This window comes from Nitrospirota bacterium, from assembly GCA_016178585.1.
Lineage (GTDB): Bacteria > Nitrospirota > Nitrospiria > JACQBW01 > JACQBW01 > JACOTA01.
The window spans coordinates 1-16,591 of sequence record JACOTA010000013.1; the positions used below are offsets into that span (position 1 = coordinate 1).

15 protein-coding genes are annotated in these 16,591 nt (G+C 46.4%); all 15 read right to left on the reverse strand.

Annotation, left to right across the window (positions count from 1 at the left end):
- The coding region (locus tag HYR79_01870) for a transposase (protein MBI1820433.1) at nt 1–497 on the reverse strand (497 nt) is incomplete at its 3' end.
- A gap of 104 nt (nt 498–601) precedes the next feature.
- Nucleotides 602–1,894 carry a hypothetical protein gene (locus HYR79_01875; protein ID MBI1820434.1) on the reverse strand — a complete coding sequence of 431 codons (1,293 nt, stop codon included), beginning with the start codon at nt 1,892–1,894 and terminating at the stop codon, nt 602–604.
- 1 nt (nt 1,895) lies between these two features.
- Nucleotides 1,896–2,708, reverse strand: a complete 813-nt coding sequence (locus HYR79_01880) for an outer membrane lipoprotein-sorting protein (protein ID MBI1820435.1) — start codon at nt 2,706–2,708, stop codon at nt 1,896–1,898.
- Complete coding sequence (locus HYR79_01885; GenBank protein MBI1820436.1) at nt 2,701–5,100, reverse strand: RND family transporter; 2,400 nt, start codon at nt 5,098–5,100, stop codon at nt 2,701–2,703. Before HYR79_01885 ends, HYR79_01880 begins: the two co-directional genes overlap by 8 nt.
- Before the next feature lie 88 nt (nt 5,101–5,188).
- Entirely contained in the window at nt 5,189–5,821 is a 633-nt protein-coding gene (locus HYR79_01890) for a TetR/AcrR family transcriptional regulator (protein MBI1820437.1), read from the reverse strand.
- Between the two features lie 89 nt (nt 5,822–5,910).
- Nucleotides 5,911–6,489, reverse strand: coding sequence for a glycerol-3-phosphate 1-O-acyltransferase PlsY (gene plsY, locus HYR79_01895; protein ID MBI1820438.1), 579 nt, complete (start codon nt 6,487–6,489; stop codon nt 5,911–5,913).
- Between the two features lie 138 nt (nt 6,490–6,627).
- Entirely contained in the window at nt 6,628–7,272 is a 645-nt protein-coding gene (gene pgsA, locus HYR79_01900) for a CDP-diacylglycerol--glycerol-3-phosphate 3-phosphatidyltransferase (GenBank protein MBI1820439.1), read from the reverse strand.
- A 924-nt stretch (nt 7,273–8,196) separates the two neighbouring features.
- On the reverse strand, nt 8,197–8,739 hold the full coding sequence (locus HYR79_01905) for an HAD-IIIA family hydrolase (GenBank protein ID MBI1820440.1): 543 nt from the start codon (nt 8,737–8,739) through the stop codon (nt 8,197–8,199).
- 11 nt (nt 8,740–8,750) lie between these two features.
- On the reverse strand, nt 8,751–9,713 hold the full coding sequence (locus tag HYR79_01910; GenBank protein MBI1820441.1) for a KpsF/GutQ family sugar-phosphate isomerase: 963 nt from the start codon (nt 9,711–9,713) through the stop codon (nt 8,751–8,753).
- Nucleotides 9,714–9,767: 54 nt separating this feature from the next.
- Entirely contained in the window at nt 9,768–10,589 is an 822-nt protein-coding gene (gene kdsA / locus HYR79_01915; GenBank protein ID MBI1820442.1) for a 3-deoxy-8-phosphooctulonate synthase, read from the reverse strand.
- Entirely contained in the window at nt 10,589–12,193 is a 1,605-nt protein-coding gene (locus tag HYR79_01920) for a CTP synthase (GenBank protein ID MBI1820443.1), read from the reverse strand. Before HYR79_01920 ends, kdsA begins: the two co-directional genes overlap by 1 nt.
- Nucleotides 12,186–12,953 carry a 3-deoxy-manno-octulosonate cytidylyltransferase gene (gene kdsB, locus HYR79_01925; GenBank protein ID MBI1820444.1) on the reverse strand — a complete coding sequence of 256 codons (768 nt, stop codon included), beginning with the start codon at nt 12,951–12,953 and terminating at the stop codon, nt 12,186–12,188. The genes HYR79_01920 and kdsB overlap by 8 nt, the downstream gene beginning before the upstream one ends.
- Nucleotides 12,950–13,960 carry a D-glycero-beta-D-manno-heptose-7-phosphate kinase gene (gene rfaE1 / locus HYR79_01930; protein MBI1820445.1) on the reverse strand — a complete coding sequence of 337 codons (1,011 nt, stop codon included), beginning with the start codon at nt 13,958–13,960 and terminating at the stop codon, nt 12,950–12,952. The genes kdsB and rfaE1 overlap by 4 nt, the downstream gene beginning before the upstream one ends.
- A 21-nt stretch (nt 13,961–13,981) precedes the next feature.
- Nucleotides 13,982–14,590, reverse strand: coding sequence for a signal peptidase I (gene lepB / locus HYR79_01935; protein MBI1820446.1), 609 nt, complete (start codon nt 14,588–14,590; stop codon nt 13,982–13,984).
- A 121-nt stretch (nt 14,591–14,711) separates the two neighbouring features.
- Nucleotides 14,712–16,517, reverse strand: a complete 1,806-nt coding sequence (gene lepA, locus HYR79_01940; protein MBI1820447.1) for an elongation factor 4 — start codon at nt 16,515–16,517, stop codon at nt 14,712–14,714.
- Between the last annotated feature and the right edge of the window lie 74 nt (nt 16,518–16,591).

Sequence of the window (16,591 nt, forward strand, 5' to 3'; positions counted from 1 at the left end):
TTTCTGCTGAACTGGCCCAGTACCCACTCTACCGTCAAACAGGGATGGGCCTCTCCCTGTCCGGCTGTCGCTCGGTAACTGGACCACTTCCACGCTCCCGGCCCTTTCTTCATGTGCGCCCGGACGGGATTTAAGACCACATACCGGCAGGCTTCCAGCAAATGGGTATCCTTCTCGATTAAGATCGCCTTGTACCTTCCTTGAAATAAATGACCTGTCCGGCGGCGTCGCTGATTAAATAGCTGAGTGTATACGCCATTGAGTTGCCTCATCCCTATAGAGAGATTGCCATCCGGAGTTTCTATGAGGAGATGGTAATGGTTGCTCATGAGACAGTAGGCATGGCAGATCCAGTGATATCGCTGGTTGACGTGTTGAAGTATCGTTAGAAAGCGCTCGCGGTCCTGATTATCTTTGTACGCGGGCTTCTTTTCATTGCCACGTGAGGTAATGTGATAAACAGCTCCGGGATATTGGATGCGAAGGGGTCGTGCCATGAAGACACCCTACCCCAATCAGAAAACTATGTCAAGTAAATAGACCTGACCCTATATTTTATAATTTGCCTGAGGCCTCTGTTCAAATAGAGGCCTCAGCTGGATTAAAAACTGTACCGGATTTCCGTAAACACGCTTTCGTTTTTCTTTAATCTCCCGAAAAACGAATCATCCGGGCCCTGATAGACCTCTCCACCGACCGTTCCTTTAACATGATCGGTAAATGCATACGTTACCAGAGGCCTGAAATAAGAATTGGTTCGATTGAAATTAATGAACATCAGAAGTTCTGCTTCCAGCGTGTCATTAAACCATTTATCCCCGATACGGGAGGTCAGACCATAGCTCGTCTGATCTTGCTGGCCATTAACGATTGCGTTTTGAACGGCCAAACTCCGTAGAAATGGATCGTTGATCGCTTCGGGGTCTTGATAGTACCGGATATATCGCCCAACGAACTGTATATTGATATTCAGGTTTTCCAAAAAGGTCCGGTCAACGCCCAGCACATAAAATAAAAACGGGTTCTTAATCGTCGGGTCGAGCCCATTATGGTCTTCCGTGATAAAGTAAGCCCCTTCTGCCCGAAATCCGAATTTTCCAAAATTACGCGCCATATCGATTCCAATCACGTCGATAATGGTATGCCGAAGTTCGATCACCGGCCCCATAGGCGTAAGACTCGCGCGAGCATCGGGAAGAAGATCAAACCCATGAAAAAAGCTGATCGAACCGTCAAAAGCACCCCCCGATTTATTCAGTTTAACCGCAACCTCCGTATCGGAAAAGTTAGACGTGGGTTTATTCTCGATCAGTATCGTTCCGGCCGGGGCAATAAGTGGAATTTTTGAAGGCTCGAAAAAGGGGCTGATAAAAAGAGTGAGGGTGTAATCGTTGGATAAATAACCATCGCCCTTTAAAGCCATTGTGCCAAACCGTTGGTCTTCTTCAAAGGGGAGCAGAACCACATAATCATGGGGGGTCAGATTATCGGTGGGATTGATCCCATCGGCCCTGCCCCAGGCGACGATCTGTTTTCCGATGCGGAGATCCCCCTTGTCGAAATGCAGGGAAACAAATCCTTCTAACAGGGAACCGCTTGTTTCAGCCCCTTTCCCAATCGCGGGGTCTGTCAGACGGGCTTCAACTTTACCGGTTAACATCTCGTTAAAAACAGGCAAGAGTTTAAATTGAGCCGTCCCCCCGGTAAAATCGGTTTCATCATCAAGTAATTTGGACGAGCGAAAATAATCGACACGGAGTGAACCGGTCAATCCCTGTTCGCGTAACAATGTCCAGGCACGAATTCCTCCGTCTCCCTCCTGAGCAAAAAGGAGTTGTTCCAGAGCAACAACCCCCATCGTCAAAAGAACGACAACCCGTAAAACACCCATCATCCTATTCTTTTTCAATGAAACGCGTGGTAAAAAGCTCGTCCGCTACGGGGCGGGAGGTATCAATGCGGTCAAAAGTAAAAATCGTTTTATGGCCTGTCTGGTGGTTTTCCATCTCCCGATGCATCGCAATCCAGCGTTGATTCTCGGGCTCAACGAGTTTATGATCCCGGGAAATCTCGGTTTTCAACAACCGGCCGGCGGTATCATAAAATTCAACCCTGGATTCCAGGAAATTATCCTTGCGGACCCAGGTCAACTTTTTGCTGTAGCCGCTGTCCCGCTTGACCATTTCATCCCTGGGAACCGATTCGATAACATAAGCATCCTGACCGTCTACCGCTTCTGAACGAAGCAATTTATGTTTATAAAGATCGACCTTTGGAAGCAGAATGTCGCCGTAAGAGAAATCTGATCCGACAAAACTGTCTTTCTTATTGTTTGCGACCAACCGCCGGGTTTTCTTGAGCGCGGGCAGGTAAATCCATAAATCGTCCTCCCCGTCTGAATGTTCAATTTGAAGAAACCCGGTTCCTTTAATATCGGCTGGAGAGAGAAAGCGAACCACCAGGCTAGAATCGATGCCGTTCTTCTGCAGTTTTGTCACCGTCGTTGTTTTACGCTCCCGCGTTTGACCTTTATCGTTGATCAAAATCATCGTGGCGTCACTGGTAAACGCTTTTATTTTGGTCACATAAAAGTTTTTCTCCATGATTTCACGGGCCGTATATTCCGCCGATACTTCTCGCGGACAAACGGCCGTCAACCCGATAAAAATAGTGGTATAAAAAAACAATAACCCGATGAGTTTATTCATTTTGTTCTCCTGCCATGACCGGACGAGGCGCAAAGACCACTTCCCTTAGATTTCCAAAGACAAAACGGGGTTTAAATAAAATCATCATTGCGCGAAGGAAAAGGAGCGCAGAAAGGGCGCTCACCACCATCGTCGCGATCACCATCACAGAAAGCCGGGTGTAAAACCCGAAACCGGAAAAGAGGAGAACGGAATAGCCGCCGGCCACCGACATCGCCACAAAAATAATCGCTTTTCCGGAGGTTAGAAGCGAGTCTCGAGTCGCCGCAAGCAAGTCTTTAGACCTTGTTAATTCCTCCCGGAAACGGAATAAGAGATAAAGCTCATAATCAGCCCCGATGCCAATGGCCATGGCGGCGGTGGTGGCGGTTCCCATATCCAGGGGAACTCCCATCCAACCCATCAAGCCAAAGTTCGCCAAAATAATCATCAAAAGAGGCGTGACAACGAACAGGCCGCCTACAAAGGAACGAAAAACCAGACTTGAAAGTAAAAAAACGACCAGCGCCATCTGGGCCATATTCTTAAACTTACCGGTTGTTAATTCCTCGTTGATGGCAATCGTCTGGGGAAGGCTCCCTCCGATGCTAACGGTTATACCCGGAGGAAAATTCTCCGCGATAACGGTTTTGGATTTTTTATAAATGGTTTCGGCATTGACAGTGCTGTCATCTTTTAGATAGACCCAAACCACCGTTTGCCGATAATCGTTATCGACAAAGTTATCAAAATCCTGGGGATCTCCCGAAATGGAATAGAGCAAGAGGTATTGGGCGATTAATTCCCGGGTTTCTGGAAGCTTGTTATAAGCCGGATCATCTCCATGCATCGCCTGGTTCATTCGTTTCATCATATCCGCCAGGGACTGGGTTTTACCGACATAGGGCTGACCGTCCAAAAACTTCTGAAGGGCGGCCATCCCCTGAAGAACACGCGGATCTTTAATGCTATCCTGTTCCCGTCCCTCGATTAAGAAAAAGATAGAATCCGTTCCGCCAAACCTTTTATTGAGAATCACATCGTCTTTTCGGACTTCGCTATTAACGCTATTATATCGTTTAATACTGCTGTCGGCATGAAGCCGTGTAATTCCCATAAACGCAAAGCCAATAAACAGAACCGCGGCCCCTAGAATCCACGCGGATTTTCCGCCAACCAGGTTCTTCGATAATGTTAAAAGCATCCGATCGAGAAAATCGGCCTTCTGCTCGCGTTCAACCTCCCGGCGTTTCGGCGCGGGCAGGAGCGAACGGAGAACCGGAATAAAGGTCATTTCTAAAATCAACGCCCCCAGGACGCCCGAACCCGCAAAAACGCCAAAATGCCGGACCACCGAAATCCCCGCCGTCGTTAACGAATAAAAGGTCACAACGGCGATCAAACCGGCGGTCAGCATGACGGGTCCCACCTTGACCAGCGATTCAATGACAGCCTTTTTGCTGGCGTCCCGCGGAGACATCGTCTCTCTCTCCTGAAGCTTGTGATATTCTTCATAGTAACGCTTTAAAATCTGAATAGCATGGCCGGCCGCAACCGCCATAATTAAAATGGGCGTCGTGGTATTCATCCCATCCATGTGGACGCCCAGCACTCCCATGAAGCCCAAGCCCCAGATCACGCTCAAAATGGCGGTTAGAATGGGCAAAAACATTCCTTGAAAACTTTTGAAGGACCAATATTGAATCCCCATAATAATTAAAAGGGCGATTCCAAAGTAAATCGGCATTTTAAACATGTGGTATTCAAACCAGGCCAGGCCGACCGGAAGGCCTCCCATAGAGATATTCACCTGGTCGTCCCGTTCCCTATCCACCACCTTTCTGATCGATTCATAAAGCGCGGCATAACTGGGGTTTTCCTTATTGACTCTGAAATCGGCGATGATTGCGGCTGCTTTTCCATCAGGAGAGACCAATGAATTAATATAGATTGGGTTGGAAGCCACCGCCGCTTTGAGACGTTCAATTTCGGCCGGAGTCTGGGGAATCGTCTCCATCATCTGCCGGACCTCCATTCCCTCCGGAGTTCCCTTAATTTCTTTCACCTTGCGGGCGGCAAAACTGATGATGTTATGCCGAACCGCCTCCGGAATTTCTTCAATCCCTTGCTGGATGCGCTGAATTTTCGCCAGGACAGCCGGCTGATAAACATCCCCATTTTTCGGAATGATTCCAATCACCGTAAAGTTTCTCCCGCCAAAAACATTTTCAAGCTGTTTGGTCGCCTTGACATAGGGATGGGCCTGCGGAGCCCAGATATCCGGATCCATATCGATTTTCAAGCTGGTAAGCCTTGATCCCAGAAACAGGGTTACGGCTGTAATCATTAAAATTGTAAACAGGCGATGACGAATGATGAATTCTGTATAGCGGCGAAATATTTGGGTCATCACGATCTCTCTCCTTTAGCTATTTTCACCCATCTAATATTGTTATCAGTTTATTGTCACTGATAAAAAAAATCTGTTCTTATCTGCGCTTCTATTTAAGAAAGGATCCGTCAGGATATTTTTTTTCAAATAAACATTTTAGGTAAAGTTTATACTGCAGAATGTTTCTTTCAAAAATTCCGTTATCCTTTTTGGCCTTCGCAAGGATGAAAGAGCCCTCTACCAGGGAAATCAAGTGCTCCGCAAGACTCAGAGTGTCGAATGGCGCCTTATGAGCATGAAGGTCCTTTGCTTGATCCAAATCCCGCTTAAATCTGTTAGCCCATTGATCAAATCGCGCGGCGCATAAAGACCGGATTTCAGCATGGGTCTCGGCAAGTTCCTGTGTAAAATTTCCGAGAATGCAACTTTTCGGGGCTTCCGGATGTTTTGACAATTGAATTAAAAAATCAAGATATCCGTAAACACGCTGAAGCGGATCGAATTCCTGATTGAAAGGTGCCATTTCTATCATTTCGGACATCTTGTTGGAATAAAATTCTAAAACCGCTTTTCCAAGCTCTTCCTTGCTCTCAAAATAATGAAAAAAGCTTCCCTTGGTAAACCCGGAGGCATCACAAATTTCGTCGACGGTTGTAGCCGGAAATCCCTGCTTCAGCATCAATTGTTTTGCGGCTTCAAGGATTTTTTCTTTAGTGGCAGAAATTTCTTTAATGACCTTCATATTCACAAACCTACTAGTTGGTATATTTTTGTTTCATCATATTTTTATCATACCTTCGGATTCATTGTCAACTTTTTAAATTTAAGCACCTATTTTGATTGAGAGGTCATTTGTTTTTCAGTCCCTGCCAACAGTCTTTTGATATTTTCGACGTGTTTCAGGTAGATGATTAAAACGACCAGGACCGCAAAGAAAAGATAATCTTTTTCCCCCAAAACCAGGAAGGTCAAGGGAAGGAGCCCAAATGAAACAAGCCCCCCGAGTGAGGAATACTTCCAGGTAAAATAGACCCCGTTCCAAATGATGAAGGTAATAATGGCTACCGCGGGGGAAATTCCTAAAAGAACACCGAAGCTGGTGGCAACCCCTTTTCCCCCTTTAAACCTCAGATAAATTGAAAAAATATGTCCCAGGATAGCAGCAAGGGCTACCGTCGAAATCCAGAAAACGGTGGGCGTCATCTGCTTTGCGATTAGGACAGGAAGTGTTCCCTTCAGTGTGTCAAGGGTCAGGGTCATAAACGCTGTTTTTTTATTGGTGGTGCGCATGACGTTGGTGAAGCCAATTCCACCGCTTCCTCCTTTCCGGGGATCCATCCCGGCAAATATTTTCGATAAGATCAGGCCAAATGGAATACCGCCTAAAAGGCAGGAGATTGTCACGATCATTATTCCGGATACAATTGAAGAATCCAAATTTCTAATCCTTATTTATATTCAGGGGCCGGTGCGCCCCGCCTTCGGCGGATGCTCCGATGCCCCCCGAACCCCGCGTTCCGCACCGGCTTAGCCGGTTGCTTCCCTTACCTATTTATAGGCCTGTCTGGCGTAATTGACAAAATACTGAATGCCGGAAATGACTGCAAGGAAAAGCGAGACCCACATAAAAAAAGTCCCCAGGAGTTGAAAATTTAAAGGGAAAGTTAAATTCCAGAGGAGGAGCGAAATCGCGGTAATTTGAGCCCCCATTTTATACTTTCCGAGAACATCAGCGGGAATGATAATATCTTCCATCGCGGCAAGGGCTCTAAGCCCGGTCACCGCCATTTCCCTGCCGATTAAGATGACCACAATCCACGCTTCAACGCGATGAAAATTGACCAGCAGGATTAACGCGGAAATGACCAGAAGTTTGTCTGCGATCGGGTCCATGAGTTTTCCCCATTTGGTCACTTCTCCTCTTTTCCTGGCAAGATATCCGTCAAGAAAATCTGTCAGGGATGCCAGCAAAAACGTTACGGTTGCAAAAAAAGACCGGATGGGAGTCGGGTCCAAATAAATAAATATAAAAACGGGAATCATGGCTATTCGGAGAAGCGTCAGAAAATTAGGAAGATTCATGACTCGCGGATCCGTACCGGGTTTGCCAACGGTTATGCATCCAGACCCACTGATCAGGATGCCGTTTGATGGTTTCTTCGATAGCCTTCGTAAAATAGGCGGTATTTGCATAAATATTTTCTTCCAATGTCCCCTGCTGAATCAAAGGAACAGGCCCGGTCAATGAAACCACATGACGATCGCCGGGTTCACGATGGATAAAACCAAGAATCACCGAAGCCCCGCTTTTCAGGGCTAAAGACGCGGCGCCAGAAGGGGTAAAAGCTTTTCGGTTAAAAAAATCTACAAAAACTCCTTCCGCTTCGATATCCTGGTCGATTAACAAACCCAAAATCTGATTGTTTTTAAGCGCCGACAAGATTTTTCTCGCCCCTTTTTCTCCCCCTCGCGTAATCGTTTGCACCCCGTGAAGCGAGCGAAATTGATTCATGATTCGATCAAGCCGGGAATCATAAAGGGGCGCCGCAATCACATTCGTCGGATACCCTTTAATCGAAAGGGCAATCCCCATCAGCTCCCAATTTCCGGTGTGCCCTGTAACAAAGACAACTCCTTTTCCCTTCGCGAAGGCTTCCCTTAAGCAGGCCTCCCCTTCGAAGGTTACCATTCGATCGATATTCCGGGAATTGATTTGACTGAACTTTAAAACCTCTATCAGACTCTTTCCGAGATTTTCAAAACTCTTTTTGAGGATTTCATTTTTCTGGCTGTCATTATACCCGTCACCAAACGCGAGATTAAAATTATTCCAGGCCCTGTCTCGCTCTTTTTTTAATCGCTGGTAAGCAACCCTCCCTAAAAAACCGCCCGTTGCCAAAGCGATTTTCCAGGGTATCAGGAGAATGAGAACAGAAACGACTTTCAGCCCTGCAATAATCAGCCATCTGACCACTTTTTGTTTCATATATCAATCAGTCTACAACAGTCCTGACGTTGAGAAGTGGTCAGTTGCCAGGCCGCAGAATCGAGGCAACGCAGGCGTACGTTAAATGTACGTTGAGGAAGCCGAGATTCGAGAACGCAGCAAATGGCCACTTATCGACGATCAGGCGAGAGAAAGCCAACCGGCTTGAGGCCTTTCTCACCCATCCTCGCCGATAAAATAAAATCAATCGCTTCGCGAACGCCTCCCAGACCTCCTGCTTTTTTGGTCACCCAGTCGCACTGATCTTTTACTTCATCAATTCCATTGGAAACGGAAAGAGAAAGGCCGACCCGTTTTATTACCGGCAAATCAATCAGATCGTCGCCAATATAGGCCATTTCATGATCTTTCAAGTGGTGCTTTTTTAAAATTTCTTCGTATTGTTTAATCTTATTTTCAACGCCCAGATAACATTCCTCGATCCCCAACTCTCTGGCTCTGATTTCAACCGCTTTTGACTTTCTCCCCGAGAGGATTCCGACTTTAATTCCCTGCTCCAAAAGAAGCCGGATGCCATGGCCGTCATGGATATGAAATACTTTAATCTCTTTTCCCTGATCGTCGTAATAAAGACGGCCGTCGGTCAAGACTCCGTCGACATCCATGAGGAAAAACTTGATTTGTCCGGCTTTTTCAATCAGTTCCCGTTTCATCGTTTTTCAGCTCAGACAACTCCCATTTTCAGAAGGTCGTGTAAATGAACAACCCCTACCAGCTTTTCATTCTCATCCATGACGGGTAAAACCGTAATGGAATAGGTTTCCATCACCTGAACCGCTTTGGCCGCCAGCTCCTTTTCCCCGATAAATTTGGGGTTTTTAGTCATGACTTCTTTGGCCCTTTTTTCAAATATTTTTTCTTCCTTTTCCAACAGCCGCCTTAAATCACCATCGGTAATGACGCCGGTCAATTTCCCCTGCCGGCCTGTTACCGTTGTCATTCCCATTTTTTTCCGGGTCATTTCAAACAAGGCTTCTTTTAAGGAACTCTCTTCACTTACAATCGGAATTTGGGCCGTCTGGTGCATGATATCTTTTACCCGGAGGAGGAGTCTTCTTCCCAAACTTCCGCCGGGGTGGAAAAAGGCAAAGTCTTCTTCTTTGATTCCTCTTAATTCAAACAGGGCGACGGCCAGCGCGTCTCCCATTGCCAGCGCCGCAGTGGTACTGGCGGTCGGAACAATCCCCATGGCCCCCGCCTCTTCTTGAACGCTGACGTCTAAAGCGACGTCGCTTTCCCTGGCAAGAGTCGATTTAATATTTCCGGTCATGGAGAGCAAAAATAAACCGAGTCGTTTGATCGATGGGAGAATTTTAAGGAGCTCTTCGGTTTCCCCGCTGTTTGAAATCGCCAGGATAACATCTCCTTTTGAAATCATCCCGATATCGCCATGAAGCCCCTCCGCAGGATGAAGAAAAAAAGAAGGCGCGCCGGTACTGGCCAGTGTGGCTGAAATTTTTTTTCCAATAATTCCGGATTTTCCCATTCCGGTCACAACGACCCTTCCCTGACATTGGTTCAGCGCCTCAACCGCCTCAACAAAATTCTGATTAACGGAACTTAAAAGACGGGTCAGAGCGTTCGCTTCAGTTTGAAGGACTTTTTTTCCGGTTTGAATAATGTCCATAAACCCTTTGTAAAATGGAGTCCGTGGGTTGGCCGAGACCCAGGAATCAACCTGCTAAATTTTTAAAGCCCCTTCAATACGTTTAACCTGTCCGAGAAGGGCGTCCAGATCATCAGGCGTAATCATATTTGGCCCATCCGAGGGAGCATGGTCTGGATCCGGATGAACCTCCAAAAATAATCCATCGCATCCCGCGGCTGCCGCGGCCCTAACAAGAGGGGCCACAAACTCCCTTTGCCCCGAGGAAGCTTTTCCCGCGCCTCCCGGCAGTTGGACAGAATGGGTCCCGTCAAAAATTACCGGATATCCAAAACGCCTCATGACAGGCAATGCCCGCATATCGCTGACCAGATTGTTGTAACCAAAGGTCGTACCCCGTTCGGTAATCATAAATTTGTCGTGGTTCATGGCTTCCATTTTTTCAATGATATTTTTAACATCCCAGGGGGATAAAAATTGTCCTTTTTTGATGTTGACGATTCGGCCGGTTTGAGCCGCCGCAGTCAACAAATCGGTTTGGCGGCAAAGAAACGCGGGAATCTGGAGGATGTCGAGAACTTTGGCGCTTTTTTCGACCTCTTCCGCGGTATGGACATCGGATAAAACCGGAATGTGGAGTTCGTCTTTGATTTTTTGAAGGATTTCAAGCCCTTTTAAAATTCCGGGTCCCCGAAATGAGCTATGGGCTGATCGGTTGGCCTTGTCATAGGACGATTTGAAAATAAACGGAACCTGATGCCGGTCGGCGATTTCCTTAATCCTCCTGGCCGTTTCGAGCATAAAAGATTCCTTTTCAATGACACAGGGGCCTGCGATTAAAAAGAGGGGATTTCCACCGCCTAATTTTAAATGATTGAGTTGAATGGTTTTCGTCATCATTTAACCGACCTCTGGTATTCCAAACAAGCTTTAATGTAAGATTTGAATAGAGGATGCGGGTCTAGCGGTCTTGATTTAAATTCCGGATGAAATTGCACGCCGATAAACCAGGGATGATCTTCGAGTTCAATGATTTCGACCAGGCGGTGATCCGGCGAAGTTCCGCTGATTTTCAGGCCCGTCTTTTGCAGTTGGTCCCGATAGTGATTGTTAAACTCATACCGATGACGATGCCGTTCTCTAATTTCTGTTTTCTGATAACATTGATAGGCCTTCGAATTCACGCTTAACACACAGGGATAGGCCCCTAACCGCATCGTCCCCCCTTTATCCGTCAGCTCCTGCTGATCGGTCATCAATGAAATGACTTTATCCGGGGAATCTTTGTCAAACTCCGAACTATTGGCTTTGGAAAGGTGAACGACGTTACGGCTAAATTCAATCACGGCGCATTGCATCCCCAGACAGATTCCAAAAAATGGAATTTTATGTTCCCGGGCATAGCGGATCGTCGTAATCTTGCCTTCTATGCCGCGGTCGCCAAAACCGCCGGGAACCAAAATCCCATGGACGGTCTTAAAATAGGCCTCAGTTCCGTTCTTCTCGATCTCTTCCGAATCGACCCACTGAATCTTCACTTTTGACAGGTTTCCAATTCCGCCATGAACCAACGCTTCAAGAAGACTTTTGTAGGACTCCTTCAACTCAACGTATTTACCCACCAAAGCGATTTCAACCGTCTCTTGAGGATGTTTTACAATTTCGATTATTTCTTTCCACTTCTCCAGTTGGACCGGATGCCCGGATAAATGAAGCTTGGTCAAAATCATATCGTCGAGTTTTTCAATATTCAGAAGAACGGGAACTTCATAAATACTTTCCACATCCTGGGCTGACATCACCTCTTCCGGCCTCAGGTTGCAGAATAAGGCAATTTTTCTTTTGAGATCCGATGACAGGTGCCGATCTGACCGACAAAGGAGAATATCGGGCTGAATACCGATTTCCCGAAGCTTGTTCACGCTATGCTGGGTTGGCTTTGTTTTGAGTTCATCCGCGGTCGGAATATAAGGGACCAGGGTTAAATGAATATACAGAACATTTTCTTTTCCTACATCGAAAGGAATTTGACGAATGGCTTCAAGGAAAGGGAGCGATTCGATATCACCCACCGTTCCGCCGATTTCGACAATAACAACGTCGACTCCCCAATCGACATTTCGAATGCACTTTTTAATTTCATCGGTGATATGGGGTACCACTTGGACCGTTCCGCCGAGGTAATCTCCGCGCCTCTCTTTTCGAATGACCGTGTCGTAGATTTTTCCGGTGGTATAGTTGTTTCTTTTTAACATGGTCACCGAGGCATACCGCTCATAATGTCCCAGATCGAGATCCGTCTCAGCGCCGTCATCCGTTACGAAAACTTCGCCATGTTGATAGGGGTTCATCGTCCCGGGATCCACGTTGATATAAGGATCGAGTTTTAAAAAGGTCACTCTCAGGCCCCGCGCTTCAAGCAAAGCTCCGATCGAAGCGGAAGCGAGCCCTTTTCCGAGTGAAGAAATGACGCCTCCTGTGACAAAAATAAATTTACCCATGGGTCCTCTCAAGATAATCTTTAACTCGATTTAAATCTTCCGGGGCATCGACTCTTAAAGAGTCATTCGTTGTTTCTTTTACCCAGATTTTTACGCCCCGCTCCATCGCTCTGAGCTGTTCAAGCTTTTCAAGATTTTCTAAAAATGACTCCGGCCATTGTGAAAATTGCCGGAGAAGGGCTTTTCTGTAAATATAAATTCCAAAATGCCGAAAAAAAGTTTTTCCGGGAACCGGCCCTCCCGCTTTTCGATCCCGGACAAACGGAATGGGCGAGCGGGAAAAATAAAGGGCGACTCCGTCCAGATCGCAAACTACCTTGACGATGTTTGGATTGTTCAGGTCCTCCCAATCGGTAATTTCTTTTTTATAGGTCGCCATTTGAACTTCCGGTTTTTGAGCAAAAGATTCAACCAGGGAATCCAGAAAATAAGGCTGGAGAAGAATTTCGTCCCCCTGAACATTCACAAAAACCTCCCCCTCCAGTTTCTCGACCGCTTCGGCAAGCCGGTCCGTTCCGGTTTTAGGGTTAGAAGAGGTCAGCACCGCTTTTCCGCCGAATGTTTCCACCGCTGTCTTAATTCTCGGATCATCGGTGGCGACAATCACCTCTTTAATCCAATCGGACCGGGTAACAGAATGATAACAATGATAAATCAGCGGTCTGCCGTCGATCTCGGCTAAAGGTTTTCCAGGAAACCGGGTTGATTGAAATCTGGCCGGAATGATGACCGTCGCTTTATCTTTTTCCGAAACTTTCATAAAGAATGGTTAAGATCATCCAATAAGGTTTGCTGAGTCACAGTTGCCGTTCCGACAATCCCGACGACAATTCCGGCGGCATGATTTGCCAAAACCGCGGAATCTTTTAAATTGGCTCCCGCCGAAAGAGCCAGGGATAATACGCTTACAACCGTATCCCCGGCGCCTGTAACATCGAAAACTTTCTTGGCGACAGTCGGAATATGCGTGACCTCCCCGGAGTTTTCAAAGAGGCTCATCCCATGTTCTCCCCGCGTAATGAGTACCGACTCGCAATCGAGCTTCTTTAAAATGGTCTGACCGGCTTTCATTAACGACGCTTCATCCTCTATTTCAATCCCGGAACCCAGGGAAGCTTCGAGATGGTTGGGGGTGAGGAGCGTGACACCCCTATAGATTGAAAAATGACTGATTTTCGGGTCGACAATAATTTTGATTTTAAGTTCTTTTGAAAAATTAATTGCCCCCCTGATTAAACTTTCAGTGACAACCCCTTTTTCGTAATCGGAGATGACAATCGACTGATATTGATCAAGATTTTTTTCCAGCCAGGAGAGGAGTTTTTTCTGGCTTTCGGCGGAAATATCTCCCCGTTTTTCGTGATCAAATCTAACCACCTGCTGACTATGGGCGATGACCCTCGTTTTCCGGGTCGTTGGGCGTCCGGGTTCCTGAATAATGCCCTGTCCGCTGACCTTCATCTCCCTTAAACGGCGGGTAATCCATTCGCCGGAAGCGTCCTGTCCAATAACCCCTCCGAGATCCGTTTTACCGCCAAGAGAAAAAATATTATGGCAAACGTTGGCCGCCCCGCCCAATAACATGGTTTCAGAGGTTACATTCACCACGGGAACGGGCGCTTCTGGCGAGATCCGTTTCACGGTTCCCCAGATATAATGGTCCAGCATTAAATCGCCAATCACAAGAATCCGCGACTCTGAAAATTTTTTAACGTAAGACCTTAACGGATGTTCAGCGCGTTTTCTTTGTTCATTCCCAGGTTTCATAAATTGACGCTCCTTTCGGACTTATTGAATGAACTTTCCGATTCGATTCCAGCGCACCCACTCATCCTTCCCATCCCATGACCAATAAATGATAAACGCTTTTCCTTTTAACTTATTTTCGCTGACAAATCCCCAAAAACGACTGTCAAGACTTTGATCGCGATTATCTCCCATCATAAAATATTTACCTTCCGGAACGGTGATGGGACCGAAATTGTCCCGGTCCTGAAGAATGGCTGTATCGGAGTGGATGATGTAAGGTTCTTTCATGGCCTCCCCGTTGACAAACAACTGTTTGTTTTTAATTTCAATCGTGTCCCCGGGTTCTCCTATTAACCTTTTCACAAAATCTGTTTTTTCATCTCTCGGATATTTAAAGACCACCACATCGCCATGTTTCGGCTGCCAAGTGTGAATTAAAATTGTATCTGAAAAAGGGATTTTAACGCCATAAATAAATTTCAGAACAAAAATATGATCCCCAACCTTCAAGGTTGGAATCATCGATCCTGAAGGTATTTTGAAAGCCTGAATGACAAAGGTCATCACGATCAGAGCCAAAATCAAGGCGGTTAAAATCGCTTCTACATATTCCCTGATCATTGAAGGTTCATTTTTTCTTTTGGTCATTTCATTCCTTAAGCCTTATTTTATTCAGGGGCCCGTGCGGTTTCACTCCGTGAAATCCTCCGATGCCCCCGAACCCCGCGTTCCGCACCGACTAAGCCGGTTGCTTCACTTCATTTCTTACTTAATCTTTTATTTTAAGTACTGCCAGAAAAGCCTCCTGAGGGATTTCAACCCTGCCGATCTGTTTCATTCTTTTCTTGCCTTCTTTTTGCTTTTCCCACAATTTTCGTTTTCTTGAAATATCTCCGCCATAACATTTTGCAGTCACGTTTTTTTTCATGGCGGCAATTGTTTCACGGGCAAGAATCTTGCCGCCGATGGTCGCCTGAACAGCGATCTCAAACATTTGGCGGGGAATCAGTTCTTTCATTTTTTCGGCAATCTGGCGGCCGCGTTGAGCCGCTTTTGTTCTGTGGGTGATAAAGGAAAGGGCGTCTACGGTTTCGCCGTTCAACAAAATATCGATTTTAACCAGATCCGATTCCTTATAACCGATCAATTCATAATCAAAGGATGCATATCCTTTGGTCAGCGATTTTAATTTATCATGAAAATCCAGAATCACTTCGTTTAGAGGCATTTCGTAGGACATCAAAATGCGTTTTCGGTCCAGATATTTGTAGTCTTTTTGAATGCCTCTTTTTTCCTGGCAGAGGTTTATTAACGAACCCATGTATTCTTCCGGGGTAATGATCGAGGCAAGAATGTTAGGCTCTTCATACGTTTTGACTTTTTGCGGATCAGGGAGTTTGGCCGGATTATCGATGAGAAGAAGGTCTCCCTTTATTGTTGTAATCCGGTAAACAACGGTCGGAGCCGTACTGATTAAACTTAAGTTATATTCCCGTTCCAGACGCTCCTGGATAATTTCCATATGAAGGAGCCCCAAAAAACCGCACCGAAAGCCAAAACCAAGAGCAAGAGAGGTCTCAGGTTCATAACGAAAGGAAGAATCATTTAAGCTGAGTTTTTCTAACGCGTCCCTTAAATCTTCATATTCGGCCGTATCCTGACAATAAAGTCCGCAAAAAACCATCGGTTTAACATCCCGATAACCCGGAATCTGGACTTCTGCCGGCCGGCTTGCGGAGGTGACTGTATCTCCGACCTTGGTATCTCCGACTTTTTTTATCGCCGCCGTAAAACACCCGACCTCTCCGACGCTCAGTTCGGAAACCGGGGTCCGGGCGGGCGTGAAAATACCCAGCGAGATCACTTCAAACTCCTTCCGGTGGGACATAAAAAGAATTCGGTCTCCAACTTTCAGGGTGCCTTCGACAATCTTGACCAAAACCACGGCCCCTTCGTAATTGTCAAACCATGAATCGAATACAAGGGCTTTTAAAGGGCCCTCCGGATCACCTGAAGGGGGAGGAACCCTGTGAACGACGGCTTCAAGAATCTCTTTTATTCCAATCCCCTCTTTGGCGCTTGCCAGGACCGCCTCGTTCGCTTCAAGGCTTAAAATATCCTCAATTTGCTCTTTTGCTTTTACAATATCCGCGCTCGGCAGGTCGATTTTATTGATCACCGGAATAATCTTGAGCCTGTTGTCCATCGCCAGATTGGCATTCGCGATCGTTTGGGCTTCAACGCCCTGCGTGGCGTCGACGACAAGAAGAGCGCCTTCACAGGCCGCAAGGCTTCTGGAAACTTCATAGGTAAAATCTACATGGCCGGGGGTGTCGATTAAATTCAGAATATATTTTTCGTTGGAATCTGATTGGTAAACCAGCCTGACCGCATGAGCTTTAATCGTTATACCCCGTTCCCGCTCAAGATCCATGTCATCAAGAAACTGCTCCCGTTGCTCTCTTTTGGTCAAAGCACCGGTATATTCCAGAAGACGATCTGCCAGGGTTGACTTGCCATGGTCAATATGGGCGATAATGGAAAAATTTCGGATGTGGTTTTGGATTTCATTCATAAAACGCATGAATTATATTCGTAATTGCAAGGCTTGTCAAAATGATTATTGCTGGAGGGGTATTCCAGGCCGAT

Bases quoted from the DNA above. Each gene is read 5' to 3' on its own strand.
- lepA (MBI1820447.1), bottom strand. From the start codon at position 16,517: ATGAATGAAATCCAAAACCACATCCGAAATTTTTCCATTATCGCCCAT.
- plsY (MBI1820438.1), bottom strand. From the start codon at position 6,489: ATGATCGTGACAATCTCCTGCCTTTTAGGCGGTATTCCATTTGGCCTG.
- pgsA (MBI1820439.1), bottom strand. From the start codon at position 7,272: ATGCAAATACCGCCTATTTTACGAAGGCTATCGAAGAAACCATCAAAC.
- kdsB (MBI1820444.1), bottom strand. From the start codon at position 12,953: ATGAAAGTTTCGGAAAAAGATAAAGCGACGGTCATCATTCCGGCCAGA.
- HYR79_01880 (MBI1820435.1), bottom strand. From the start codon at position 2,708: ATGAATAAACTCATCGGGTTATTGTTTTTTTATACCACTATTTTTATC.
- HYR79_01875 (MBI1820434.1), bottom strand. From the start codon at position 1,894: ATGATGGGTGTTTTACGGGTTGTCGTTCTTTTGACGATGGGGGTTGTT.
- HYR79_01890 (MBI1820437.1), bottom strand. From the start codon at position 5,821: ATGAAGGTCATTAAAGAAATTTCTGCCACTAAAGAAAAAATCCTTGAA.
- rfaE1 (MBI1820445.1), bottom strand. From the start codon at position 13,960: ATGAAACCTGGGAATGAACAAAGAAAACGCGCTGAACATCCGTTAAGG.
- lepB (MBI1820446.1), bottom strand. From the start codon at position 14,590: ATGACCAAAAGAAAAAATGAACCTTCAATGATCAGGGAATATGTAGAA.
- HYR79_01910 (MBI1820441.1), bottom strand. From the start codon at position 9,713: ATGGACATTATTCAAACCGGAAAAAAAGTCCTTCAAACTGAAGCGAAC.
- HYR79_01905 (MBI1820440.1), bottom strand. From the start codon at position 8,739: ATGAAACGGGAACTGATTGAAAAAGCCGGACAAATCAAGTTTTTCCTC.
- HYR79_01920 (MBI1820443.1), bottom strand. From the start codon at position 12,193: ATGGGTAAATTTATTTTTGTCACAGGAGGCGTCATTTCTTCACTCGGA.
- kdsA (MBI1820442.1), bottom strand. From the start codon at position 10,589: ATGACGAAAACCATTCAACTCAATCATTTAAAATTAGGCGGTGGAAAT.